This is a genomic window from Chitinophaga sp. HK235 (genome assembly GCF_018255755.1).
In the GTDB taxonomy this organism is placed as follows: Bacteria; Bacteroidota; Bacteroidia; order Chitinophagales; family Chitinophagaceae; genus Chitinophaga.
In genome coordinates this window covers 6,272,121-6,297,652 of record NZ_CP073766.1, presented here as the reverse complement: position 1 = coordinate 6,297,652, position 25,532 = coordinate 6,272,121, and the positions used below count along the sequence as shown (strand labels likewise).

The following is a 25,532-nucleotide window of genomic DNA, read 5'->3' as shown; positions in this document are numbered from 1 at the left end:
GATACAATTCCTATTACTGCAAAAGCACCATAGTAAGTCTTTCTTGCCAAGAAAAATAGGTTTTTATAGAGGTCTTTATTAATTATAAACTTTTCAGGGCTTTTTTGATCAGCTCTTCCAAGTTTTGCAATGTTGGTTCGTTCTTCATAACTCTCTGAATTGCCGTATCTGCCATGTTCCGGGCTATGCCAAGAGTTACCAGAGCATTTAACGCATCTTCATGGATTGTATTGTTTAATGCTGCAGATAATTGTAAGCCACCTGTATCCTTTTGTTTCTTTATCTTGTCTTTCAGTTCCAGAATGATTCTTTTGGCTGTTTTTGCCCCTATTCCTTTGACGCCTTCCAGCATTTTTTCATTCTCCATCATAATGGCCCGCTGGATATCTTCCGGTTGAAGAGAAGACAACATCATTCTGGCCGTACTGGCGCCAACTCCTGATACGCTGATCAATAAAAGGAAAAGGCTTCTTTCTGCCTCTTCAAAAAAACCATACAGGGTATGTGCGTCTTCCTTGATCTGCAAATAGGTTAACAATTTACAACTTTCCAGGCCCTGTATCCGTGAATAGGTATTAAGGCTGATCTGGACTTCGTATCCTATTCCGTTCACATCCATATGAACAAATGCCGGTGACTTATATGCCAATTTTCCATCCAAATAAGCGATCATAGAAGGTAAAGGTTCGGTAATTTAACTAAAACTTACGAAAAAATGAGGAATAAAGCATCCCTTGTAATAAAGGGGCAAAGATGCTAACTTTTAGTGGATTGACAAGCCATTAACGGGTTCATATGCGACTTTTTTAGGAAATATTCGTTTATATCGTATTTTTACGCCTCGATTTAAACACATATTTAGTTTATATGAATAAAATAACGGCCGCTATTACAGCGGTGGGTGGATATGTTCCTGACTATGTGCTGACCAATCAGGAACTTGAAAAACTGGTTGACACAACAGACGAGTGGATATTGACCCGGACTGGCATCTCCGAAAGAAGGATTCTTAAAGGAGAAGGGAAAGGCACCTCCGATTTATGCGTACCTGTAGCCCTCGAGATCTGCAAAAAAAGAGGTATTTCTCCTGAAGAAATAGACCTGCTCATTGTAGCCACTGTAACTCCCGACATGACATTCCCCGCCACAGCCAATGTTGTAACAGATAAAATCGGTGCTAAAAATGCATTCGGTTTCGACATTAGTGCTGCCTGCTCCGGTTTCCTGTATGCTCTGGATACCGGCGCCCGGTTTATTGAAAGTGGCCGTTATCAGAAAGTGATGGTGATTGGTGCAGACAAAATGAGCTCTATCATTGACTATACCGACAGGACTACCTGCATCATCTTCGGTGATGGCGCCGGTGGTGTACTGCTCGAGCCCAATACCGAAGGTTACGGCGTTATTGACAGCATCCTGAAAAGTGATGGACATGGCCGTGAATACCTGCACATGAAAGCCGGTGGCTCCGTAAAACCTGCCTCCCTCGAAACAGTGCAGAACCGCGAACACTATGTTTACCAGGAAGGTAAAATGGTGTTTAAATACGCCGTGTCCAACATGTCTGAAGCAGCCAACAACGTACTGGAACGCAACAATCTCACTGCAGACAACATTGCATGGCTCGTTCCTCACCAGGCCAACAAACGTATCATTGCTGCCACCGCTCAGTACATCAACTTACCCGATGAGAAGATCATGATGAACATCCAGCGCTATGGCAACACTACCGCCGGTACTATTCCACTGTGCCTGTGGGACTACGAAAAACAACTGAAAAAAGGAGACAACCTTATCATGGCCGCATTTGGCGGAGGTTTCACCTGGGGCGCCAGCTACATTAAATGGGCGTACGACGGCGAAAAATTTGGTAAATAACCTTTAAGGCAAGATATACCCGAAGGCCAGGTGCGTTTGCCCCTGGCCTTCCGCTATTATATGCCCATGCATCATCTTCATCAGGTCCCTGCTGATCACCAACCCCAGCGCCAGTCCATTATCCTGCCAGTTTTCCAGCCCTGCCAGTACAAAACGGGCATCCTTCCCCGTTTCCGCCAATATCCTCACCTCCACCTGCTCCGGATCCTCCCCTGCAGCAATCTTTAATGTGCTGCCCACCCTTGCCACGGTAACGGCTATCTGCAATAACTGTATGTTTACCAGTTTTAGTAACTCCTCATCTGCCAACACCTGCATCCCCTCCGGTATATAATATGCCACCTTCAGCTGCTTCTGCGCTATTTCCGCTTCCAGCGGCCCTGTCGCACTCTTCACCAGGGACAGTAACGCACTGGCGACTGGTTTGTAAGTATAGCCCTGCAGCTGCAACCGCAGCCATTTCAGAATATTATCAAAAATATCCAGGATCCGCACAGAGGTAGTGCTGATCTGCTTTAGCCATGCAGTCATTTCGGCCTTCGACAAAGTTCCCGACCGGAACCGCGCCCCCACCTCTGTAAGATGTACAAGCGGCCCTTTAAAATCCCTGGCCAACAGGCTGATCAACTTGTTTTTAAAAGCTTCATTTTCCTTCAATGCCAGGTGAATGCGCTCCATCTCCCTATATCCCTGCAAAAGTGCCTCATCCTGCTGTTTCAGCCGCTGATAATGCCAGTAACGTTCCCACATCAGCACCATCAGCAGTATAAATACAATCAACATCCCTATGATCAGCAGCTGACGATTACCGGATTCAACCTCCTCTTTATCCAGTATCAGCTGCTGTATCCGGTTTTGCCGGACCAGCGACTGCAAAGCTTTCTCTTTCCTGAAGAAATCGATATAATCATAAGATCCTGCGTTAGGCTGATAACGTCGTTCTCCGGCAAGACGCATAATTTCCCGGCTGTATTGCGCGACTCTGACTGCATCATTTTTTCTGCTGTAGAAATCGTATAGCCGTGCCAGCCAATACAGGTTAAGGGCAATGCTGCCGGTTTGCAGTCCTAACTGATATGCTTTCTCCTGATATTTTGCTGTATCTGCATAATAACCCAGCCGCGGAAAATCATCCAGCCGGCCATATATGTCCATGGCCACTAAAGGCATCCCGCTGCGTATTGCTTTATCAGCCAGCTGATAGATGGCAGCTTCTGCTTCCTTACCCCTCCCCTTCAGTACCAGGTCGTTCAGCTCATATGCATCTACATAAAAGATCACTTTGGAACGCGGATAGCGGGACACTACCTCGCGGGCTGTTTTTAAGGCCCAGTGCACCGAATCAGCACGGGTACTGTCTTTGTAAAACCGCATAACATAGTTGATGAGCAAAATGCCATATACAGAGTCCTGTCCGGGTGGTAACCTGCCGGCCAGATGAAAAGCCTTGTAGAAATAAGTATTGGCATCTGCTGCCCTTCCCATATTACGATAGTAATGATAGATATTGCCCAGTGTTTTGGCTATGCGTGCAGAATCACCCAGCTGCTCATGTACTTTCAGCGCCCGGTAGGCATACACGCTGGCCACATCAAAATCAGTTTTAATCGCGTAGTAAAAACTAAATATATCATCAGCATCTGCCAATCCCCGCACATTGTGCTGCCGGGCAGCCATATCCTGCACTTTCAGTGCATAATAGAAGCAGCTGTCCAGATCAATAACAGCGTACAAAGCCGCGATTTTTCCCAATATGGATACATAACCGGCGCTGTCGCGTTGCAAGGCAAGGTCATGCTGCAACTCCGGCAATTGCGGAGACTGGGCAACCATCTTCAGTGATAACAGACAGCAAATAGTGGCAAGATAATGTTTACGCATATACGACTAAATAGTGTACTCCAACATCAAAAAACCTTCAGCTTCTTCCTGTACAATAAGCCCACCTTTCATCTTATGCATAAAATCCCGGCTGATAATAATCCCTAAAGCAAAAATATTATGTTCCTTATCCTTGAGTTCTTCCAGTAATTTCCTGGTAGCCGGCCCGCCATCGGCCATAATACGGACCGTTATTTTCCCTTTCTCCCCATACGCTGATACTACCAGCACACTGCCGGCCCTGGCAGTCGTAACAGCTACCTGAAACAGCTGGATATTCACCAGCCGCAATATTTCTTCATCTGCCACAACCGTCAGCGCAGGAGCAATACGGTTCACCAGCGTCAATCGCTTGTCGTTCATCTCTTCCTGCAGGGACTCCAGCGCCTCTGCTATCAGCGGCAGCAGTTTACAGGTGACTGGCTTATAAGTAAAGCCAGACAACTGCATCCGTAGCCATTTCAGGATATTATTAAATGCGCCCAGGGTTTTACGGGAAGCGTTACCGATCTGTTTCAACAGGCTTACCACCTCCGGCTGTGTAAGCGCACCCGTTTTCAGCTGCGTGGCTACTGCAATGATATGATGCAGCGGTGTCCGGAAATCGCTGGCCAGCATGCTGATCAGCTTGTTCTTGAAAAGATCATTTTCCGTAAGGGCAGCGTGGGTCCTGGCCAGTTGCACATAACTCAGGGCCAGTGCGTTTTCCTGCTGCTTCCAGCGCCGGTAATGCAGATAACGGCCGGCAAACAGGGCAATGAGCAACAGAATAATGATGAGTAATCCTACTGCCACCAGTGTCCTGTTCTTTTTCTCCGCCAGCTCCTTTTCCAGCTCCTGCTGTTGTATCCTGTTGGCAAGAGAGAGAGACTGTAATGCTTTCCCCTTCAGAAAAAAATCGATGTAATTGGCTTCCTGCCGGGATACCTGAGGGTTAATCTTGTAACGGTCCAGCGTGGCCAGCCGCATTATTTCATTGCCATAATACACCACTTTCTCCGGCTGTTGCCGGCTGCGGTAATAGTCGTACAGTCTGGCCAGCCAGTACAGGTTAAGTTCCATACTGCCGGATTGTGCAGCCACCTGATATGCCTGGTCCTGATAGTTGGTAGAATCTGCAAAATAGCCCAGCCGCTGAAAATCGTACAAACGGCTATACATGTCCATCGCCACGTAGGGCATACCCTTTTGCTGTGCCAGGTTGGCCAGTTCGTAGATACTGCGTTCTGCCTCCCTGCCCCTGCCTTCTTTCACCATCAGATCGGCCTCAAAAGCTGCCACATAAAAAGTGGCTCTGCTGTCGGGATATTTTTTCAGTATTGTCGCCGCCTTTCGTAATACCAGCCTCACAGAATCCGTACGTGTACTGTCATTAAAAAAGCGCCAGGCATAATTCACCAGCATAGTGGCCGTTATAGAATCCTTTTCCGGCGGTAGCCGGTTGGCCATATGAAAAGCCCTGTAAAAATAGTTGTTGGCTTCCACCGGATGACCGGAGTTCTTATAACAACCGTAGATAATATTCAGTGACCTTACCATCTGTGCGGAGTCGCCGAGCTGTTCATTCAGCAACAGCGCTTTGTATGCATAGGTGATCCCTACATTATAATCCGTTTTAGCTGTATAATACCATCCCAGCATGTTGTTGGCAGCGGCCATGCCGCTTACATCATGCTGGCGTGTAGCGATTTCCAGCATCTGACGGGCGTAGTAAAAGGAGCTGTCCAGGTGTATACTGGCATAGAGTGCGCCGATTTTTCCCAATACGGCCACATACCCGGCACTATCGCGCTGCTGCGCCAGGTCTTGTTGCAAGCGCGGCAATATGGCTGCCTGGCCATGGCCCCTGAGAGCTGGCAGCATCCACAGCCAGCAACCCAGTATAATGGCTAGATAACGTTTATGTATAAACGCTTTTATCATTACTACCTGTATCCTTTTGTAAATTAATTTCCGGCACCCGGTAAAAAAACGTACTGCCTCCTTCTTCATTATTGGCGGCTCCAGCCTCTCCGCTCATCTTATCAATAAAATCCCGACAAATGATCAGCGCCAGCCCCGCACCCTTGCCGGAGCGCTTTTTCGCATATCCATCACTACTGTAGGTAAACAATCCCGGAAGTATTACAGGGTCTATACCAGGTCCTTCATCCCGGAAAGTCACTTCTACAAAATCACTTCTACGTATAGCCATTATAGTTATAGCTCCATTTTCCGGTGAAAACTTGATAGCATTATGCAGAAAATTCCGGTGGATAAACTGCAGCATTTCAAAATCGCCCTGTATGGTCATGCCATCGGGGATACGTATTAGCAGCCGTATATTTTTTTCCCGCACCAGATGCTGAATGCTCTGTACGGAGGCTCCCAGCATATCCGACAGCACAAAAGACCGCGGCCGGTAAACGAATCCGGACAACTGTGTCCGCATCCAGCTTAATATCTCTTCAAATACTTTCAGGGTAGCCGTAGCAGTATGTTCCACTTCCATTACCATACCAGCGGCATCTTCCGGGGTCAGTATATCTTCATTCACAAACCCGGTAATATCGATGATATTATACAGCGGGGTCCTGAAGTCATGAGCAATCAGGGAAATCAGTTTGTTTTTAAAATCATCGTTGGTCTTCAGTACCTCATTGGCAGCGCTTATTTCTGTCCGTACCCTTGCCAGGCGCTGGGAGCGCAGCCGTGAAGAGTGATAGGAACGGATCAGGTAATAGGTAAGCACCAGCAGCAACAGGATAATGACCACGATAAATATAAACAGGTATTGCCAGTAATGTTGTGCCAGTCTGGTTTTCTGTAAGGCCGTCTGCTGGAGGGCTGACTGCATTTTGAGAGAATCCAGCATCTGGTCCTGAAGGGAGTAGGCGATATAATCCATTTCTCCCTGCTGCATGTCATCCTGCCGTTGCTGCATGATATTCAGCGCAATGCGACTGTATCTAGCCGCCTGAAGGGTGTCTTTTTTCTGCTGGAAGTACTGGTACAGCTGTGTTACCTGCGGCAGCAGCAATCCGGCATATCCTCCGGCCACGCCGTAGCTGACAGCATCCTGCTGGTATTTGATGGAATCGGCCTGGCGCAGCAAGCATTTGTAAGTTGCCAGTTGCAGGGAGCCATACATGGCGAAGTAGGTATAGCCTTCCTTCAAGGCCGTATCGATCACCTGTCTGAGCAGATGATCGGCTATTTCAAACCTGCCCGCAGCAAAATCCTTATTGACCAGCATCAGGTTTATGTACAGCAGTTCCCGGGTATCATGAAACCGTCTGGCCAGGGCTGTAGCCTCTTTGAGGGCCGCAGTGGCGGCTGCCTGCAGAGCGGTGTCGGCATAGTTGACCGTGTAATAGCTGGACAGTCCAAGGGCATGGAGCGAATCCTGTTTCAGTTGCCGGGTAAGCTGTAATGACTGATGAATATAATCGTTGGCCGAAGTATGTTTGCCGGTATATTGATGATAGATGCCGATGCTCCTCAGCACCTGGGAAACACTGATAGAATCACCTGCATGGCGGCTTTCCTCCAGCGCATCATTATAAAAAAGATAAGAGAGATAATGATGGGGGCGGAAAGCGTAGTAGTTGCCCAGGTTACGCAGTGCCCAGGCTTTGCCGGAAGGATAATTGATACGGGTGGCCACCTCTCTTGCCATTGATGCATAACGCCCGCAGCTATCGAGCTGACAAACCTGATACAGGACAGCCAGCCTGTTTAAGGCATTTACATATGCTATGCTGTCATTCACATGTGGCAACAAGGCTTTTAGCCTGCTGATTTCCTTGTGCTGCCCCTGCAACATCAGTGGGGAAACAAACAGCAGCCAGTGCATATGCAACAGCATATATCGCTTCAGGATGGTTTTCATTCAACCGGAAAAGTAAAAATAAATACGGCAACAGTGTACTGTCAGCGCCTGTTCATTTTGTTCATTTTCCTCCGGCCCCTGCTAAATCTCGAACACCAGTCCTTTCCGCATCAGCGCTTCATACCTTGCAGGATCAAAGCGGTACAGATGTGCGCCCTTTTTGGAGGAGGTTTTATCTTTTTCTTCCAGTTTCTCCATCACATCGAGTGATAATATTTTCTTACGGAAGTTACGTTTATCAAGGGTTTTCTGATATATTTCTTCATACAGGCTTCTCAGTTGGGACAGGGTGAATTTTTCCGGCAGCAGTTCAAAGCCAATGGGATGGAAATGGGCGTTGTTACGCAGCTGAACCAGTGCATCGTTGATCATACGGTTATGGTCAAAGATCAATGCAGGGATTTCATGCAGCTCCAGCCAGTGCGCACCATGTTCCTGGGCCAGCGGCCGGTCGTGTTCCTTGATACGTATCAGGGCATAATAGGCCACTGATATTACCCTTGCACCGGTATCACGGGATACCTCACCATAACAGTGCAGCTGGTCCATATAGATATTTTCCAGACCGGTAGTATGTTTGAGTACCCGGGCCGCTGCTTCGTCGGTACTTTCCTCCGATTGCACAAAACCACCTACCAGCGACCATTCACCCGCCATAGGAGCGACTTTTCGCTTCATCACCAATAACTTCAGCTTGCCTTCGTCGAAACCAAAGATGATACAGTCTACTGCCACCAGGTGTTTTGGGGCTTGCGCATAAAAAGAAGCAGCATTCATAAAACGGAATTTTTCCAGCGTATATCGGGTAAAAATAATATAAAACCGCTTATTTTTTTGGTTTATAACGGCGGTAGTCGGTAGCTGGAATTTTAGTCACCTCCAGCTGGCGAAGCATATTTACCAGCTGTCCGCGATGAAAAGTGCTGTGGTTACACACATGCATCACCGCTTCGTGTACCGGCAGCTTCACCTGCTCTCCTGTACCAGGAGTGAAAGCAAAGGTATGGTTCAACTTTACTTCGGAAGCCTGCTTCACCCATTCCTCCAATAGAAGCGACTGCTGCAGCCAGGACTGACAGGCCTCTTCAAAAGTACCGGTAAAAGCTACCGTCGGGTCTACCGGCTGCTCCGTCAGCTGTAAACGCTGATACCAGATACTTTCCCCAAACCATAAATGACATACTGTTTTACGCAGGGAAGGGAAACTGCCTCCCAGGTCCCGCTCTGTCTTTTCCGCATCCAGATTCAGCATAACGGCCACCAGCTGCTGGTTGGCCCAGTGATTATAAGATGCAAACCGCACCAGGATTTCTTTCATGTACAAAAAGGTTAATTAACCAGGCTTTAATGAATCGTCAACAAATTACAATATTGTTTGTCATTTTGCCTTGCGATCTTTGCATTCCCTAACCTGAAATATCATGGAAATGCTCACTTATCTCAGCCGCTGCCTGTTCTGGAACATCCCGAAGATCGACGACTACAAGCGTTTTAGCAATGCTTCCATCCCCAAAGGGGGTACTGTCCTGCCTTTGGTACAGGCCCCGGAAAAAATGCCACAGCATCCCGTTTCCTGGAAATTCAGAGGCCAGCCCCGGGAAGGGCAGCTCAGCGAACTGCTCGCCTCCACCGGTTCTACCGCCTGTATCGTGCTGCAGCACGGGAAAATATTATACGAACAGTATTTCAACGGCTACCAGCGGGATTCCATCAACACCTCCTTCTCTGCGGCCAAATCCATGACTTCTGTGCTCACCGGCATCGCTATTGCGGAAGGTGCCATTCATTCCGTAGAAGATCCCGTAGCCCGTTATCTTACAGATTTCAACAAAACCGGATATGACCAGATCACCATCTCGCACTTGCTGCAGATGTGTTCCGGGCTGGAATATAAAGAGGGCGTGTTTCCCTGGACCGATGATGCCAGGGTATATTATGGCCTGCGGCTGCGTGAGCAGGCACTCCGGGCCAGACTCATAGAAACACCCGGAAACATTTATCATTACAACAACTACAACCTGCTGCTACTGGGCATGATACTGGAAAAAGCCACCGGACAGCCCGTACCGGCCTATTTCAGCGAAAAGGTATGGCTGCATATCGGTGCCGAAGCCGATGCCTCCTGGAGTATGGACAGCCGCCATTCCGGATTTGCCAAAATGGAAAGTGGGTTTAATGCCCTGGCCATCGACTTCGCCCGCTTCGGACAACTCTGTCTGCAAAACGGTCAAAGCAACGGTCAAACGATCATTCCCGCATCCTGGTTACAGGAATCCACCAGCGCTCCTATTCACACTGCAGATACCACTAAGTACCTTTCCCGTATGGTGCCCCCGCTGTGCAAATGGGCCGGAAGTCCGCATGGATATTACAAATACTTATGGTGGGGATACCAAACGGATACGCATAATTTTGACTATTTTGCATTAGGCGTAAAAGGCCAGCTGATTTATATCTCTCCCCGCAAGCAGGCTGTGATTGTGCGATTTGGTAAAAAATGGGGAGATATTGACTGGTGGCCGGAGCTACTGAAACAACTAGCCGATTCACTTGCATAATTATTGAATACTATGGAAGATATAACGTTAAGGGTTGCACGAAAAGAAGATTGCCGTCGTTTACTGGAACTGATCCATGAACTGGCCGAATATGAAAAAGCACCCCAGGAAGTAACGGTTAGCCTGGCACATTTCGAAGAAGCCGGCTTTGGCCCCAATCCGGTATGGAAGGCATTTGTAGCTACCACACAGGAAGATGGTAAAGAACTGATCGTGGGTTTTGCCCTGTATTATGTTCGTTATTCTACCTGGAAAGGTTGTCGCATGTACCTCGAAGATCTTCTGGTCACCGAAAAATGGCGTGGCAAAGGAGTGGGTAAAGTACTGTTTGATCAGCTCATCGTGGAAGCAAAGGAAAAACAGTTCAGCGGCATTCTCTTTCAGGTACTGGAATGGAATACGCCGGCTATCAATTTCTACAAAAAATACGCTACTAAATTTGATCCTGAATGGATCAATGTCAGCATTGAGTTATCATAATCTTTCCGTTTATAACATTCCTGCATTGTATGTCATCAATCCTCATTAATATTGATGACATACAATTTTTACTATGATTTTTCTTCACGATTTCCGCGACTTACGCACAGCGTCTACAGAAACCCTGAGCAGTACCTTCAACGAAGCGTTCAGCGACTATATCGTGCCGATGCACCTCACTCCTTCCATCCTGGAACAAAAGATGAAAGCCGAAAATATACAACGGGCATGGTCTATCGGAGCCTTCAACGGTAATGAGTTGGGTGCCTTTATCCTGCATGGCGTAGATAACAATGAACACCCTACTGTATTGTACAACGGTGGCACCGGCGTAATCCCTGCTTTCCGCGGCCAGCATCTGATTCAGAAAATGTATGAACAGTTTATTCCGTATTACAAACAACAGGGTATCCGGAAAATACTGCTGGAAGTGATCAGTTCCAACTTACCGGCTATCAAGGCTTATACCAGCAGCGGCTTTCATAAGGTGCGTGTTTTCCGTTGTTATAAAGGCATTGTAACCGTTCACAAAACGGCTCCGGGCATCAACATCCGGGAGAACAACACGCCGGAATGGAGTATATTAAGCACCTTTATGAATATGGAGCCCAGCTGGTCCAATATGGTTGGCAGTATACAACGGGAACGTCCGGCTACAAGCACCTGGGAAGCAGTGTTTAACGGAGAAGTAGTGGGTTATATCAGTGTCAACAAAGAGAGCAGGCGTATCCGCAATATAGCAGTACATCCGGCATTCCGGCGCAAGGGTATTGCCAATGCCTTGCTGCAGTATGTAGCACAGGAACTGGATGGCCCTATGAGTATTATCAATATCGATGAAAAAAATCCGGAGATAGGTGCTTTCCTCGAACAGGCAGGACTGCAGCATTTTCTATCGCAATATGAAATGGCTGTGGAGATTTGATTTATTGATTTACGGATTTATAAATTTGGGGATTTGATTGGAGCGAAGATTACTGCTTCAATCAAATCCCCAAATTTATAAATCCGTAAATCAATAAATATTTAGCTGATGCCGTTTACAGTCACTTCTTTTGCAATTTTCTGCACCAGTCCCTGTAACACTTTACCGGGGCCTACTTCAGTGAATTCACCGGCGCCATCGGCTACCATGGCCAATACAGACTGGCTCCATTTTACCGGGCCGGTCAGCTGGTCGATGAGGTTTTGTTTGATCTGTGCAGGATCTGTTACCGCAGCAGCTACTACGTTCTGGTATACAGGGCAGGCAGGTGTGTTGAAAGCAGCTTTTTCGATGGCAGCTTTCAGTTCTTCTCTGGCAGATTCCATCAGCGGAGAGTGGAATGCACCACCAACCGGCAGTATCATCGCTCTTTTAGCGCCGGCAGCTTTCAGTTCTGCGCAGGCAGTTTCCACCGCTTTGAGGGTACCGGAGATCACCAGCTGGCCAGGGCTGTTGTAGTTGGCTGGCACTACCACTTCATTGGTTTCAGCGGCTACTTTGGCGCAGATCTCTTCTACTTTGGCATCTTCCATGGCCAGGATCACAGCCATGGTGGAAGGCTGCAGCTCGCAGGCTTTCTGCATGGCGTTGGCCCTGATGGCTACCAGACGCAGCGCTTCTTCAAAAGATAAAACACCGTTGGCAACGAGTGCGGAAAATTCACCCAGAGAGTGGCCCGCTACCATTTCCGGCTGGGAATGTTCGGTGGAGAGGAAAGCGATAACAGCATGCAGGAATACCGCTGGCTGGGTAACTTTGGTTTGTTTCAGATCTTCTTCTGTGCCGGTGAACATGATATCAGAGATGCGGAAACCCAGTATCTCATTAGCTTGTTCAAATAATTCTTTTGCTTTTGCATTGGTGTCATACAGGTTTTTGCCCATACCCGGAAACTGTGACGCCTGTCCGGGAAATACATATGCATGCTTCATGGTTGCTTATATTGTATTTATAATATCAGATAGAAATAATTCAAATATACAATCAATTAGATTTTAACAATGACTTATTAAAAGTCTCTGCAAAACTGCGCTAAAATAGCATTAAAACAAAAATGGTTTAACCACAAACGGGTTAAACCATTTTTGCAAGGGCCTTGAAAGGGCTTATCTTCCAATAAGTTTCATAAACTCAGCTCTGGTAGTACCATCCATAAACTGGCCGCTGAAAGCGGAGGTCGTAGTCAGAGAGTTCTGTTTGGATACACCACGCATCATCATGCAAAGGTGTTGGGCTTCTATCACCACCGCTACACCTTGTGGTTCAAGGGTTTCCTGGATAGCGTCCAGGATCTGGTGGGTCATTCTTTCCTGTACCTGGAGTCTGCGGGCATAAACATCCACTACGCGGGCCAGCTTGCTCAGGCCAGTGATATAGCCATTGGGAATGTAAGCCACGTGCGCTTTTCCGAAGAAAGGCAACATATGATGCTCACACATGGAATACAATTCTATATCTTTTACGATCACCATTTCACTATAGGCTTCAGTGAATTTGGCACCATTCAGGATTACCCTGGCGTCCTGCTGATAGCCTTGTGTAAGGAACTGCATGGCTTTAGCCATTCTTTCCGGGGTTTTCAGCAGCCCCTCTCTCTCAGAGTCTTCTCCAAGCAGTTCGAGGCATTCTTTATAGTTCTTTACAAGACCGGACGTGATCTTTTCGTCGTAACTTTCAACCTTAGTATACGCCATTCTTATATGATTTAATCAATTCCAAATGCTGATGCCCGCACCTTTCATGCTGCACAACTCATACTGATAGGCGTGGGGTTTTATTTACCGCCGTAGTATTCTACGTATATGCGTGGTGTTTCGTACAACTTGATGCAGTGTAACTGCACTTCAGCCGGAAGATGCGGGGCCAGCTGCTCCCAGATGGCGATAGCCAGATTTTCTGCAGAAGTAAACTTCCCTGCCATAAAATCCACATCCAGATTAAGATTGCGGTGGTCCACTTTTTCAATAACCGAATCCCGGATGATCACACCCAGTGTTTTGGCATTAAAAACAAATCCGGTTTCTGGATCAGGATTACCTTTTACGGTTACATGCAGTTCATAGTTATGACCATGCCAGTTGTCGTTGGCACATTTTCCGAATACTTCCTCGTTCTTTTCTTTGCTCCATCCCGGGTTAGACAACTTATGCGCAGCATTAAAGTTCTCTACTCTCGTTAAATAAATCATTATTGCAAAAAATTTTCGCAAAAATACCACTATTCTGTGAGTAGTCCCAAGTTTATCCTTATTCCTGTCAATTGTTTTACACTGTACAACATCATTTTTGATGTACTTTTACCGCATGAAATTATTGGTTACCGCTGCAACCACGCTGGAAGTCCAGCCATTTCTGCACTTTCTGGACCGTGAAAGCCACACTGTGTCAGCTCATCAGTACCGCCTTGCCAACTGCGATATACAAATTCTCGTAGCAGGTATCGGTATGATGCCCTTTGCCTATCACCTGGGCCGCCATCTGGCCACTCACCGCCCTGATTTCGCAGTACAGGCAGGTATTGCCGGCAGTTTCCGCCGCGATTGGGAGCTGGGCTCACTCGTAATGGTAGACCGCGAATACCTGGCCGACCTGGGCGCAGAAGACAATGAACAGTTTAAGGATTTATTTGATATCCAGCTATGGCAGCCCTCCCAGCCACCTTTCACCGGTACCGCCCTGGTCAACACCTTCGCCGGCCTGCCCTACATTCCCCAGCTACCCAAAGCAACCAGCGCCAGCGTTAACATGGTCAGCGGCAGCACCCACAGCATCACCCGGCTCGAAAGCAAGTATATGCCCGACATAGAAAGCATGGAAGGTGCCGCCTTCCACTATGCGTGCCTCAGCGAAAAAATACCTTTCCTGCAGATACGCAGTCTCTCCAACTACGTGGAAATACGCGATAAGAGCAAATGGAATATTCCGCTGTCCGTGAAAACATTGAATGAAGAACTCATTTCAATCGTTAAGTCACTGGCCAGCTTATCGTAATAAATAAAATTTTCAAAGTATATGCATTTATCATTAGGTTTCTCGCCCTGCCCGAATGATACTTTTATCTTCGACGCACTGGTTAACAATAAGATCGATACGGAAGGCTTTACATTCGATACCCAACTGGAAGATGTGGAAACACTCAACCGCTGGGCTCTGGAAGGGAAATTACCGGTTACCAAACTGAGTTTTGCCGTATACCTGAAAGTCAGGGACCAGTATGACCTGCTCAACAGCGGCAGCGCCCTGGGCCGAGGCTGTGGCCCACTGCTGATCGCCAGAAAAGATATTCCAAAAGAAGAAATCAAAAACCTGAAAATAGCCATCCCCGGTGAAAACACCACGGCCAACCTGCTGTTCTCCATCGCTTTCCCGGAAGCCAAAAACAAACAGGTCATGCTCTTTTCAGAAATAGAAAACGCTGTCCTCAATGGCGACGTAGATGCCGGCGTGATCATACACGAAAACAGATTCACCTACCAGCTCAAAGGACTCGTTAAACTCATGGACATGGGAGAATACTGGGAATCCACCACCGGTAACCCTATCCCATTGGGCGGTATATTCATCCGTAAGGATATTCCGGCCGAAACCCGCGCCAAAGTAGATGCCCTCATCCACAAAAGCCTGCAGCATGCCTACAGTGAATACCCTCATCTATCTGATTATATCAAATCACATGCACAGGAAATGGATGAACAGGTGATGCGCCAGCATATCGATCTCTATGTGAACGACTACAGCCTAGACCTCGGCACTGAAGGCAGAGCAGCAGTAGAAGCGCTTATGGAAGCAGCTAATCGTGTTAGACCAACGCACTAATCGGGAAGTAACAATATTAAAAACAAAGACGCGGAGATGATGTACATCTCCGCGTCTTTGTTTTTAGATAAAACTAATGTTTCACTGCCTGGCTGTAAACCGCAATAGCACGCTTACGCGCTTCCTCATGCGATACAATGGGAGGTACATAAGAGGAGTCTTCAAATTCAGGTACCCAACGGCGGATATACTGCAAGTCTTTATCAAATTTCTTTGTTTGTAAGGCGGGGTTAAATACCCTGAAATAAGGAACAGCATCACAACCGCAACCAGCCGCCCATTGCCAGTTTCCGTTATTTGAAGCCAGGTCATAATCCAGCAGTTTGGCTGCAAAATAAGCTTCTCCCCAGCGCCAGTCGATCAACAGATGTTTGGTCAGAAAACTGGCAGTGATCATCCGCACACGGTTATGCATATGCCCCGTGGCATTCAGTTCCCGCATACCAGCATCTACAATCGGATAACCTGTCTGCCCCACACACCAATGCTCAAACTCCGCTCCATTATTACGCCAGCGGATATTATCATATTCTTTCCGGAAAGAAGCCCCTGCCACCTGCGGGAAATGCCAGAGTATCATCTGAAAAAAATCACGCCAGATCAGTTCCTTTGCAAATGTTTGATTGAGTTGCATCGCCCGCTGCATCAGCTCGCGAATGCTCACCGTACCAAAGCGCAGGTGTACACCTAATCCGGAAGTGCCTGCCAGCGCCGGAAAATCACGGGTCTGATCATAATGTGTGATAATGCTTTCCGGAAATTCTTTGGAGGGAAAGTCTTTCTTTCCGGCTTTAAAACCCATCATGGCCAGTGATGGTAACTTTAATGGCCGCTGTTGGTACCAGTTGCCTTCATATTTTTCCACCGGATATGGCTTCAGATAAAACGGTTTTAGTGTAGCCAGCCAACGTTTGCTGTAAGGTGTAAAAATCGTATACGGGTCACCGTTATCTTTCACTACTTCAGACTTTTCAAATATTACCTGGTCTTTATAACAGTGAAAGGAGATCTTCTTTTTATGCAGCCATGCAGCCACATCTGCATCCCGTTTCCGGGCATAAGGTTCGTAATCACTGGTGGCAAACACCTTTTCTACCTGATAGCGGGAAGTCCAGTGCAGGAAAGCGTCTTCAGGTGTACCATAGAATACATCAAGGGTTGTTCCTTTGGCAACCAGTTGTCTTTGTATATCTTCCAGCACGTCATGAATAAACGTCACCCGGCGGTCGTGTTTATCTTCCAGATCATTCAGAATATTGGTATCAAATACAAACACGGGCACCACCGGATTGTTGTCTTTCAATGCGTGATACAAAGCAGCCTGGTCATTCAGGCGGAGATCACGGCGGAACCAGCAGAGATTGATTTTTGGAGCCATGCATCAAATTTATCACGCAGAGCTGAAAAAGGGAGCAAAGCCGCTTCTTTAGCGTTCTTTACTCCCTTTCACACCATTACATCGCTGGTTATAATTTTCCGTCGAACAGTACTTCATGTAGTATGGCAGCTGTTGCATTCCCATAGCTACTATCGCGGAAAACGCCTACCCAGCGGATGCCCTGGACTGCGTTTGTTAAAAAAATTTCATCCGCATTTTCCAGATCTTCCACCGTCAATGGCTTTTCCTCTATTTTAAAAGGAAGCTCTGTCTTCAGCAGATGTTTGCGCATCACACCACATACAGCACCTTCCGAGAGTGGAGGTGTGTAGATCGTATTATGATGCACAATAAATACATTAGCAATGGTACTGTCTGCAACACGGCCGTATTGATTAAGCAACACCACTTCGTTGATGCGATGTTGTTTGGCGTACATGGCGGCCATCACGTATGGCAGGCAGTTATTGGATTTAATGGAGGAAAATTTATCGCTGCTTTTTCTGGCATCCGGAAATACATCCAGTACCAGGCCCACTTCATTGAGTTCAAGAACTGATTTGTTCAGTTCCCATACCTGGATTATATAGTTGAGAGTATTATTAACAGGCTCATATAATCCGCCTTCTGAGCGGAATACAGAAAACCTGACACGGGCAATATCGGTATGACTATTTTTATGGCACAGATCCAGTATCTGTGTGATGAAAAAATCCTTGTTAAAGTAAGGAGGAACATCAAAATGCAACAGGTTAAGACTGGCCATTAAGCGCTCAAAATGTAAGTCGCTCAGCAATACTTTCCCCTGATATACTCGCAGGGTTTCAAAACATCCATCCCCGTAGCGGAAAGAGCGGTTGTCTGCCGTAAGGATCGGGTCTCCAGCGGGGAAATATTTACCATTGTAACAAAGAAAACCAACTTGCACTCGAACTGTGTTTAGCAAAGTGTAAGTTACCCAATTATTTTGTGATTTTGACCACATGGATGTGGCTGACCTTCATGGTCAGCCACCAAGGAAATGTTAAATTTAATTGCGCTTATTTACACAGTCCACCAAAACGAATACCCACAAAACCATCCATCTGATGGGCCCGACCAAGTGCTCAGCACGCTGCCATCGCTCCGTTCATCATCCAGCTGTAATAATAATGTAGCAGGCAAGCTGATCTTATTTCCCTTCTACTCCCTTCTTCCATTCTTTCAGTGAATCTATTTCTTTCTGTTGGCGGATAAGATGTAAAGTCAGTTCTTCAATTTTCTGAAGTAGTTTTTTATTCATCTCCCCCAACTCTATACCGTCTTTTTTAACTTCTTCAGCAGAAGGAATATCAGGTAGATGTTTATGTTCAATAACGTATTTTTCAATATCCTGTAATGTTGGTAATTGATAATCCTCATGAAATACAAAATCAGACCAATCAGATAATGTTACTCTTACCCGCTGAGCGGTGATAATACCGGCTACAGCTAATTTGGACTGAGGATGGAGCGTACCAACACCAACGTTACCATTTCCTAAAACAACGAATCTCTCGACACCACCTGCTTTGAAATTGAGACTCGTATCGGCCTTGTTAAACCATATCTGGTTATCTGTGGAATTTGAAAAATCTATGACAGCATTATTATCTGAAGATATACGTATAGGCCCGGCTACATCCAGCGGCCGTTGTGGGGTTGTTGTTCCAATACCTACATATCCTGATGCCCGCTGCATATATAATCCTCTTTCCACGCCGTTATCATCTACAACTCCAAATGTGGCATAACTATTAGTAGTGGGGGGCTGCATTGTATCCCATAAATACGCGCCTGTTATTATTATCCGTCAGATCAATAGTGGCATAGCCATAGGTGGTATTTGCTGTGAAGGCCCGATAGGAAGCACCGTTGGTTTTAATTCCACCATTCACCTGTAATGCTGTTGAGCCGTCATCCTGTGCAAAGTTGATCAGCGTGCGGGACGTTGTATTGATCAATGATCCGGCCAGGTTTAAAACAGTATTAACGTTGCCTGTTCTGTTACGGCTTTGAATATAGCCCTGACCGTTAGTGTAATATAATTCAAGCCCGGCGCCGGTACCTGGAATATTATTCACCCCCTCGACACGTACCAGATTGCTGGTGCTGTTGCCGGTATCTGTTACTGCTTGCAGATTTTGTCCTTTAAGGGAATGAATCAGCAACACAAGTGCTGATGTACAGAATAGAATCTTTTTCATAGATGTAGTACTGTTTTTTGCTGGCAGTGTTTATTAGTTAAGTAAAAACAAGCGTAAATATAAATCCGGAAAAGAGAAGCCCCACTTGAATTTATCAAGCGGGGCTTTCTCTTTATTCGCACTGATCTTCGCTTATCAGGAACATCAGTTATTATCAAAATTCATCACAGTTCTATGACGCCTATTTCACCTTCTACAATTAATCTTCCGGCTGTTTTGGCTTTAATCTCCTCAACACTAACATCAGCAGCGCGTTCCAGCAAGCGGAAACCCTGCGGTGTTACATCGAGGACAGCCAGTTCGGTAACGATTCTGCGCACACAGTTCACACCGGTGAGGGGTAATGTACAGGCTGGCAGCAGTTTGCTTTCACCTTTGGGATTGGTATGCATCATGGCCACGATAATATTTTTGGCGGATGCTACCAGGTCCATGGCGCCGCCCATGCCTTTCACCATTTTACCGGGTATTTTCCAGTTGGCGATATCACCGTTGTCAGACACTTCCATGGCGCCCAGCACGGTGAGGTCTACTTTACCTGCGCGGATCATGCCAAAACTTTCGGCGGAGTCAAAGAAGCTGCCACCAGACAGGAGGGTAACGGTTTCTTTACCAGCATTGATGAGGTCAGCGTCAATATCTTCCGCAACCGGATAGGGGCCCATGCCCAGCATACCGTTTTCAGACTGCAGCATGATGGACATGCCGGCAGGGATGTAGTTGGCTACCAGCGTAGGAATGCCAATGCCCAGGTTAACATACATACCGTCCTTTAACTCCTTTGCTATTCTTTTGGCGATGCCAAATTTATCGAGAGGCATAAATTACTGATTTTGGAAAGTGGAATAATGGGGCAGTCGCAGGCTAGATCTTTACGGTCCTGCGTTCTATCCGTTTTTCATAATTCGTGCCGGCAAAGATGCGGTGCACGTAGATGCTGGGTACGTGGATATGGTCCGGATCGAGTTGTCCCGGCTGTACCAGCTCTTCCACCTCTGCGATGGTGATCTGCCCTGCTTTGGCCATGGAGGTGCTGAAATTGCGGGTTGTTTTCCGGAACTGGAGGTTGCCCAGCGTATCCCCTTTCCAGGCTTTTACGATGGCGAAATCGGCATGCAGGGCCATCTCCATGAGATAGTGCTTACCATTGAATTCACGGGTTTCTTTTCCTTCAGCGATTTCAGTGCCGTAACCGGCAGGTGTAAAAAAGGCGGGGATGCCCATACCGGCCATCTGAATGCGGGTGGCTAATGTACCTTGTGGGATGAGGTCGACTTCCAGTTCTCCGGCCAGCAGCTGTCTTTCAAATTCGGCGTTTTCGCCTACATAAGACGACATCATTTTGCGGATCTGACGGGTTTTCAACAGCATTCCCAGACCGAAATCGTCTACGCCTGCATTGTTGGAGATACAAGTCAGGTCTTTCACTCCTTTTCTGACCAGCGCTGCGATACTGTTTTCCGGTATTCCACACAAACCAAACCCTCCCAGCATGATCACTGCGCCATCCCGGATGTCCTGTATGGCTTCGTCTGCATTTGCTACTACTTTGTTCATGTTTTGGTGTTTTATATTGATCTATGGCTGTCGTTTGATAAAAGGCCGCACTGTATCGGAAACGGGCACCAGGAAAGCTTTGTCGGCATGAGGGAAAAAGCCCTTCAGGCGGAACATCACCGGTGCGTTTTCATCAGTGGGGTTACCCAGTTTGTTTCTTCGCATATCGATGTTGGCCTGTACTTTTTCATAAACATCCTTCAGCCTGTCGGGATGCATTTCATACCAGTTGTAGCTTTTCATGAAATCCTTTACAGATACATGGTGCAGGTCCAGTACCTGCTTATAGAGGATCTTTATTTTTTCCTGACGCAGGGAGTCGGGCAACCGCAGTGTCTCTGCACTTACTTCGTTGCCATAGGCATCTGCCAGGGTCATATCTACCAGTATCCTGCTCATTTCTTCTTTCCCTATATATTGTTTGGGCACGTTGCCTGGCTCGCCGCATGATGCCGTCAATATTATTAATCCTGTAATGAGCGCTTTAAAACTGTTGTTCATTCTTCTATAAAAATTGGATGTCCGGTGGATAGCCGGACTGTTATTTCATCTGCTGATATTTCTGTGCATTGGGCACGTCCATCTGGGCCAGCAGTTCAGCAGCCCTGCTTTTCTCCTGTGGCATCGCTTTCGAAAATATCTTCTGCAGTTCATCGGCTTTGGCAGCGTAAAATGTTTGCATCAGCATAGAGTTGGGCACATCCTGGTAGATGGTATACAACAGGTTGAGGCAGTTCATAATAGCAGCGCGGCCCTTATTCACATCATCATACATCACGTCCAGTCCGTTACGGTGGTACTGGTACATCACATCGTGAAAGTTAAGGAACTTGGCGTTCAGCAGGTTGTCCTGCAGCCAGTAACGGTTACGGTTACCCTCAAAAGCCTTCCAGCCGGAGATATCTTTTCCGTCGGGCGCGTTATTCACAATATTGAGCGCCTTTTTGAAATACATATCGCCGCCACGGGGAGAGAAGGAGTCATAGTCCAGGCCCAGGATGATATTCACATAATAGGCCATGATAGCAGTAAGATTGGAGGCCATCGGATCGTTGCCTACTACCCTGCTGTCGCTGAATTCCAGTGGCTGGAACTCAGCATACCGGAACACTACGTTGTTATCCTGGGTATTGAGCAGGCTGGTCACATAACCGCTGTTGTACACCGGGCGGGTGGCCTGTATGGTAAGGGAGGCCTTGTAGGTGTTTTCTCCCTGTACGCCTGTCACATTGAGCAGGAAGTTACATTCTATCCTTTCTGCCGGTGTGAAGACGTCATCAGACCAGTGACGGTTGTTGAGGAATTCCTTCAGTGCATTTTGCAGCGTGGTGAACACTTTCCTGTCCACACCCTGTACCTGGTTAGCCACTACGGTGACATTGGCCCTGATCTCCTGCGCCTGCAGGCAGTTGGCCATTAAAACGAAGATGCCTGCCAGCAGCAGGATGAACGGGAAACGGTTACGCATGTTGCAGTTCAATTATAGCTGAAACAATATCTCTGGCTACTTCCTGTTTGGATTTGAGGGGAATATCACGTTCTTTTCCTCTGTTGTCAAACAGGGTTACCTTGTTGGTATCATGATTGAAACCGGCGCCGGGATCGGCGAGGGAGTTCATCACGATCATATCGAGGTTTTTATCACGCAGTTTTTTGAGTGCATACTCCCTTTCGTTGTTTGTTTCCAGGGAGAAGCCTACCAGCAGTTGCTGGGGACCTTTATTATTTCCCAGGGTGCGGAGTATGTCATGTGTTTTTTCCAGGGAGATGCTAAACTTATCTTCTCCTTTTTTGATTTTTTTATCCGCTATCTGAACCGGGCGGTAATCAGCCACGGCGGCGGCGGCCACCACGATATCCGACAGTGGATATACTGCAATCACGCTGCGGAACATGTCTTCTGCGGATTGTACCGGGATGATATCAATACCATTGTGGTGGGTGGTGAGGTTGGTGGGTCCCAGCACCAGTTTCACCTGAGCGCCGGCATCGGCGAGGGCTTCCGCGATGGCGATGCCCATTTTACCACTGGAGTGGTTGCTGATATATCTTACAGGATCGATGTGTTCAATGGTAGGACCGGCGGTTACCACGGCTATTTTGCCGTCGAGCGGTTTACGGGCGCTGGCGGCTACGCTGAAATGGCGGCGTAGCAGGGCCACGATATTTTCCGGTTCGGCCATACGTCCTTCTCCGATAAGACCGCTGGCCAGTTCACCGGCGGTGACGGGGATCTGCTGGTGGCCGTATTGCTGGAGGCGGGCTATATTCTGGCGGGTAGCGGGATGTTTCCACATGTCTTCGTCCATGGCCGGGGCAAACAGCACCGGGCAGGTGGCGGAGAGGTAGGTGGCCAGCAGGAGGTTGTCGCACAGGCCATTAGCCATTTTGGCGATGGTGTTGGCGGAGGCGGGGGCGATGAGCATTACATCGGCCCAGCGGCCCAGCATCACGTGGTTGTTCCAGCTGTTATGGTCGCTGATATGGAGCGGCACTTCATTTTTAGACAGGGTGGCGAGGGTGAGCGGAGTGATGAAGTCGGCCGCGGCAGGCGTCATGATCACTTTTACGATGGCCCCTTCCTTCACCAGGAGACGGGTGAGGGTAGCAGCTTTATAGGCGGCAATGCTGCCAGACACGCCCAGGAGGATTTTTTTTCCTTGTAGCATCTTGATATCGTCCATAAAAAAAGCGGCAGAAAAGATTCTGCCGCCATGAAATTAATATTTTTATTTTTCGCAATCATGCACCTCACTAAATAAAGTGTGGCGGATTAGCTGAACAGATCGTCGTCGTTCTTGCGGAAATAAATTTTGCTGTCCAGGAATTCCTGGGTAGCCTGGATAGCTGGATTCGCCATTCTTTCGTAAAAGCGGGAAATCTCAATCTGCTCCTTGTTTTCATGAACTTCTTCGAGGTTGTCAGTATGACTGGCAAACTCTTCCAGCTTGGAATGGAGCTCCTCTTTCACGGAAATATTGATCTGATTGGCGCGTTTGGCTATCACGGCAATAGACTCATATAAATTACCGGTCCGGTTCTTAATATCGGTAGTATTTTTGGTTTCTACCCAGGGATTAAGACTACTGGTTAGACTTCTCTTTATTTTGCTCATTTTCCAGTGATTTAATATTATTTTGCGCTAAGGTATAAAATTTTTCTGCATCCACCTTCAATTTGCTGTTAGGGTAGTGGTCTGCGAAGTCGAGGTATTCGCTGATAACGGTCTCGTAGCGTTCCTTCTGTTTTTCTTCCACACTGTTTTTAGCGTAATTGTAGTAAGCCCGGATGGCCATTATTTTGTAACCGTCGCTTTTATCGGAGTCGGGGTAATTGCGCATCAGGTTTTTGAAGGCAATACCGGCAGCTTTATAAAAACCGAGGTTATAGTACAGTTCAGCGCTGTTAAATTCCTTTTTTTCCAGTTTACGGCGGCAAAGCTCAACCACTAGATTGGCTTCTGCCACTTTTTCCGATTGGGGGTAGTTGTTGATGAAGGTTTGCATCTGGGCAATGGCCTTCATGGTATTGGTCTGATCCAGTGATACCTTGGGCGACTGCTTGTAATAGCAATAAGCCTGCATATAGTCAATTTCTACCGCTCTGGGGCTGTTGGGGAATACGTCCAGGTAGTTTTTAAAGTGGAAAGCTGCCTGTACATAGTCCTTAACGTAATAGGAACAATATGCGTAATTGTAATACAGGCCTTCAAACTTCTCAGTGCCTTTATACACCTGTAGAAGATCCTGATAGAGCGTTTGTGCTGTATTGTATTTTTTCTTCTGGTACAGCTTATCTGCATAAGCCAGCTTCTTTTCGAAGTTGTTGCTTTTTTCTATCCTCCTCAATTCATTATTACAGGAAGAAGCTACAACGATAAGTGCAAGAAAACTGCTATACAATAAAAATTTCCGCATAAAAGAGTCGCAAAGTTAAGAATTAAATGTAAATGTAAGGCGAAGAGATTTTCATTGCTGTTAAAATTTTGCAAAAGAGGCAGTTAAGTCGCTGAAACAGGGTATTTTCTCTGGTAAGGGACCTATTTTGCCTTTGGCTGCCGAAAATAAAAAATGGCGGGATAACCATCAAAAAAAGGTAAAAAGAGCTATTCAAATTAAAACAAAACCCTATCTGTAAAATAAATTTTTCTTTCGGCACTGACGAAATACCGCAGTCAACCGTAGATCCGCAATGGCAATACGGGCGTGTTTTTTACCAGTTATAAACAGGTTATTAACATATAAATATCTATTATCCACATATTTTCACATCCACATCCTAAAACCGGTGCACAAAGCAGGGCTAAACCCTGTACCTTGGCCATTCTATTCCTGTGGAAAAAATTTATAAAGTATTTTTTCGTTAAAAAGTGGGAAAAAGTGTTATTTTGTGTTAGAAAATGGTTTTTCAAGTACTTTGCCCCATGGTATGACAGGTTTTCTAGGCGAATATGAGGCTACGCTAGACGCCAAAGGACGTTTTCTACTGCCTGCTGGCTTCAAAAAGCAGCTGGCAGCAGAGGCAGGAGGTCAGTTTGTCATCAATCGCGGCTTTGAAAAATGCTTGTCATTGTATCCCATGAATGAGTGGCAGCCCATTTTCGAACGTGTCAGCAAGCTGAACGACTTTGACCCGAAAGTAAGGGAATTTAGGCGCTACTTCCTCAACGGGGCAACCATTCTGGAGCTGGATAGCGCAGGAAGACTGCTGGTACCGAAAAACCTGCTGTCGTATGCGAATATGGAAAAAGATATTGTGCTGGCAGCAGCATCCAATAAAATCGAGATCTGGGATAAAGGTAAATACCAGGAGTTCTTTGAAAATTTCTCACCAGGGGCCTTCAGTGATCTGGCTCAACAGGTAATGGGAGGAGGAGACAACAATATTTCAATTTAAACTGGAGC

The 25,532-nt window shown here is 46.9% G+C and carries 27 protein-coding genes; 7 read left to right on the top strand and 20 right to left on the bottom strand.

Features of this window, described 5'->3' with window-relative positions; all coding sequences use genetic code 11:
- Positions 1-82: 82 nt before the first annotated feature.
- Positions 83-673: a Holliday junction branch migration protein RuvA gene (gene ruvA / locus KD145_RS23970; RefSeq protein WP_212002345.1), complete on the bottom strand. Its 591-nt coding sequence runs from the start codon at positions 671-673 to the stop codon at positions 83-85.
- 194 nt (positions 674-867) lie between these two features.
- On the opposite strand from ruvA, the gene KD145_RS23965 reads away from it, so the two are divergent.
- On the top strand, positions 868-1,878 hold the full coding sequence (locus tag KD145_RS23965; protein ID WP_212002343.1) for a beta-ketoacyl-ACP synthase III: 1,011 nt from the start codon (positions 868-870) through the stop codon (positions 1,876-1,878).
- Between the two features lie 3 nt (positions 1,879-1,881).
- Here the strand turns inward: KD145_RS23965 and KD145_RS23960 are convergent, their stop codons facing one another.
- The 5 genes from KD145_RS23960 to KD145_RS23940 all read right to left on the bottom strand — a co-directional run bounded on the left by KD145_RS23960 (position 1,882) and on the right by KD145_RS23940 (position 8,948).
- A complete protein-coding gene (locus KD145_RS23960) occupies positions 1,882-3,759 on the bottom strand; it encodes a sensor histidine kinase KdpD (protein ID WP_212002342.1) in 1,878 nt (625 codons plus the stop codon).
- 6 nt (positions 3,760-3,765) lie between these two features.
- Positions 3,766-5,682, bottom strand: a complete 1,917-nt coding sequence (locus KD145_RS23955; protein WP_212002341.1) for a sensor histidine kinase KdpD — start codon at positions 5,680-5,682, stop codon at positions 3,766-3,768.
- Entirely contained in the window at positions 5,660-7,630 is a 1,971-nt protein-coding gene (locus KD145_RS23950) for a sensor histidine kinase KdpD (RefSeq protein ID WP_212002339.1), read from the bottom strand. Before KD145_RS23950 ends, KD145_RS23955 begins: the two co-directional genes overlap by 23 nt.
- Before the next feature lie 81 nt (positions 7,631-7,711).
- The gene (locus tag KD145_RS23945) at positions 7,712-8,407 is read right to left on the bottom strand and encodes an NUDIX domain-containing protein (RefSeq protein ID WP_212002338.1); all 696 of its coding nucleotides are present in this window, start codon (positions 8,405-8,407) and stop codon (positions 7,712-7,714) included.
- 49 nt (positions 8,408-8,456) lie between these two features.
- The gene (locus tag KD145_RS23940) at positions 8,457-8,948 is read right to left on the bottom strand and encodes a DinB family protein (protein WP_212002337.1); all 492 of its coding nucleotides are present in this window, start codon (positions 8,946-8,948) and stop codon (positions 8,457-8,459) included.
- Positions 8,949-9,051: 103 nt separating this feature from the next.
- Between KD145_RS23940 and KD145_RS23935 the strand changes: the two genes are divergently transcribed.
- From KD145_RS23935 to KD145_RS23925, 3 genes are all read left to right on the top strand, one after another.
- Complete coding sequence (locus KD145_RS23935) at positions 9,052-10,188, top strand: serine hydrolase (protein WP_212002336.1); 1,137 nt, start codon at positions 9,052-9,054, stop codon at positions 10,186-10,188.
- 12 nt (positions 10,189-10,200) lie between these two features.
- Positions 10,201-10,668, top strand: a complete 468-nt coding sequence (locus KD145_RS23930; RefSeq protein WP_212002335.1) for a GNAT family N-acetyltransferase — start codon at positions 10,201-10,203, stop codon at positions 10,666-10,668.
- Positions 10,669-10,741: 73 nt separating this feature from the next.
- Positions 10,742-11,593 carry a GNAT family N-acetyltransferase gene (locus tag KD145_RS23925; protein ID WP_212002333.1) on the top strand — a complete coding sequence of 284 codons (852 nt, stop codon included), beginning with the start codon at positions 10,742-10,744 and terminating at the stop codon, positions 11,591-11,593.
- A 101-nt stretch (positions 11,594-11,694) separates the two neighbouring features.
- Here the strand turns inward: KD145_RS23925 and fabD are convergent, their stop codons facing one another.
- The 3 genes from fabD to KD145_RS23910 form a co-directional block, all read right to left on the bottom strand.
- Positions 11,695-12,585 carry an ACP S-malonyltransferase gene (gene fabD, locus KD145_RS23920; RefSeq protein WP_212002331.1) on the bottom strand — a complete coding sequence of 297 codons (891 nt, stop codon included), beginning with the start codon at positions 12,583-12,585 and terminating at the stop codon, positions 11,695-11,697.
- 174 nt (positions 12,586-12,759) lie between these two features.
- Complete coding sequence (folE, locus tag KD145_RS23915; RefSeq protein ID WP_113615237.1) at positions 12,760-13,347, bottom strand: GTP cyclohydrolase I FolE; 588 nt, start codon at positions 13,345-13,347, stop codon at positions 12,760-12,762.
- Between the two features lie 80 nt (positions 13,348-13,427).
- Positions 13,428-13,841, bottom strand: a complete 414-nt coding sequence (locus KD145_RS23910; protein WP_212002329.1) for a 6-carboxytetrahydropterin synthase — start codon at positions 13,839-13,841, stop codon at positions 13,428-13,430.
- Positions 13,842-13,956: 115 nt separating this feature from the next.
- On the opposite strand from KD145_RS23910, the gene mqnB reads away from it, so the two are divergent.
- Together mqnB and KD145_RS23900 are read left to right on the top strand one after the other, a co-directional pair.
- Positions 13,957-14,643, top strand: a complete 687-nt coding sequence (gene mqnB / locus KD145_RS23905) for a futalosine hydrolase (protein ID WP_212002327.1) — start codon at positions 13,957-13,959, stop codon at positions 14,641-14,643.
- A gap of 21 nt (positions 14,644-14,664) precedes the next feature.
- Positions 14,665-15,468, top strand: a complete 804-nt coding sequence (locus KD145_RS23900; RefSeq protein WP_212002325.1) for a 1,4-dihydroxy-6-naphthoate synthase — start codon at positions 14,665-14,667, stop codon at positions 15,466-15,468.
- A 73-nt stretch (positions 15,469-15,541) separates the two neighbouring features.
- Here the strand turns inward: KD145_RS23900 and KD145_RS23895 are convergent, their stop codons facing one another.
- From KD145_RS23895 to KD145_RS23845, 11 genes are all read right to left on the bottom strand, one after another.
- A complete protein-coding gene (locus KD145_RS23895) occupies positions 15,542-16,846 on the bottom strand; it encodes a deoxyribodipyrimidine photo-lyase (protein ID WP_212002322.1) in 1,305 nt (434 codons plus the stop codon).
- Positions 16,847-16,934: 88 nt separating this feature from the next.
- Complete coding sequence (locus tag KD145_RS23890; protein ID WP_212002320.1) at positions 16,935-17,774, bottom strand: aminotransferase class IV; 840 nt, start codon at positions 17,772-17,774, stop codon at positions 16,935-16,937.
- A 243-nt stretch (positions 17,775-18,017) separates the two neighbouring features.
- Entirely contained in the window at positions 18,018-18,641 is a 624-nt protein-coding gene (locus tag KD145_RS23885) for a hypothetical protein (protein WP_212002318.1), read from the bottom strand.
- Entirely contained in the window at positions 18,622-19,071 is a 450-nt protein-coding gene (locus tag KD145_RS23880; protein WP_212002316.1) for a hypothetical protein, read from the bottom strand. Before KD145_RS23880 ends, KD145_RS23885 begins: the two co-directional genes overlap by 20 nt.
- Positions 19,072-19,235: 164 nt before the next feature.
- On the bottom strand, positions 19,236-19,892 hold the full coding sequence (locus tag KD145_RS23875) for a 3-oxoacid CoA-transferase subunit B (protein WP_212002314.1): 657 nt from the start codon (positions 19,890-19,892) through the stop codon (positions 19,236-19,238).
- Between the two features lie 43 nt (positions 19,893-19,935).
- Positions 19,936-20,628 (bottom strand): CoA transferase subunit A, encoded by a 693-nt coding sequence (locus tag KD145_RS23870; protein WP_212002312.1) that lies wholly within the window; start codon positions 20,626-20,628, stop codon positions 19,936-19,938.
- A 21-nt stretch (positions 20,629-20,649) separates the two neighbouring features.
- The gene (locus KD145_RS23865; RefSeq protein ID WP_212002310.1) at positions 20,650-21,129 is read right to left on the bottom strand and encodes a DUF4296 domain-containing protein; all 480 of its coding nucleotides are present in this window, start codon (positions 21,127-21,129) and stop codon (positions 20,650-20,652) included.
- 40 nt (positions 21,130-21,169) lie between these two features.
- A complete protein-coding gene (locus KD145_RS23860) occupies positions 21,170-22,096 on the bottom strand; it encodes a DUF4835 family protein (protein ID WP_212002308.1) in 927 nt (308 codons plus the stop codon).
- Positions 22,089-23,297, bottom strand: coding sequence for a bifunctional phosphopantothenoylcysteine decarboxylase/phosphopantothenate--cysteine ligase CoaBC (gene coaBC, locus KD145_RS23855; RefSeq protein WP_212002307.1), 1,209 nt, complete (start codon positions 23,295-23,297; stop codon positions 22,089-22,091). Before coaBC ends, KD145_RS23860 begins: the two co-directional genes overlap by 8 nt.
- Positions 23,298-23,401: 104 nt before the next feature.
- Complete coding sequence (locus KD145_RS23850) at positions 23,402-23,743, bottom strand: DNA-directed RNA polymerase subunit omega (protein ID WP_113615248.1); 342 nt, start codon at positions 23,741-23,743, stop codon at positions 23,402-23,404.
- Positions 23,712-24,545, bottom strand: coding sequence for an outer membrane protein assembly factor BamD (locus KD145_RS23845; RefSeq protein ID WP_212002306.1), 834 nt, complete (start codon positions 24,543-24,545; stop codon positions 23,712-23,714). Before KD145_RS23845 ends, KD145_RS23850 begins: the two co-directional genes overlap by 32 nt.
- A gap of 511 nt (positions 24,546-25,056) precedes the next feature.
- Between KD145_RS23845 and mraZ the strand changes: the two genes are divergently transcribed.
- Positions 25,057-25,524 carry a division/cell wall cluster transcriptional repressor MraZ gene (gene mraZ / locus KD145_RS23840; protein ID WP_212002305.1) on the top strand — a complete coding sequence of 156 codons (468 nt, stop codon included), beginning with the start codon at positions 25,057-25,059 and terminating at the stop codon, positions 25,522-25,524.
- Positions 25,525-25,532 lie beyond the last annotated feature (8 nt).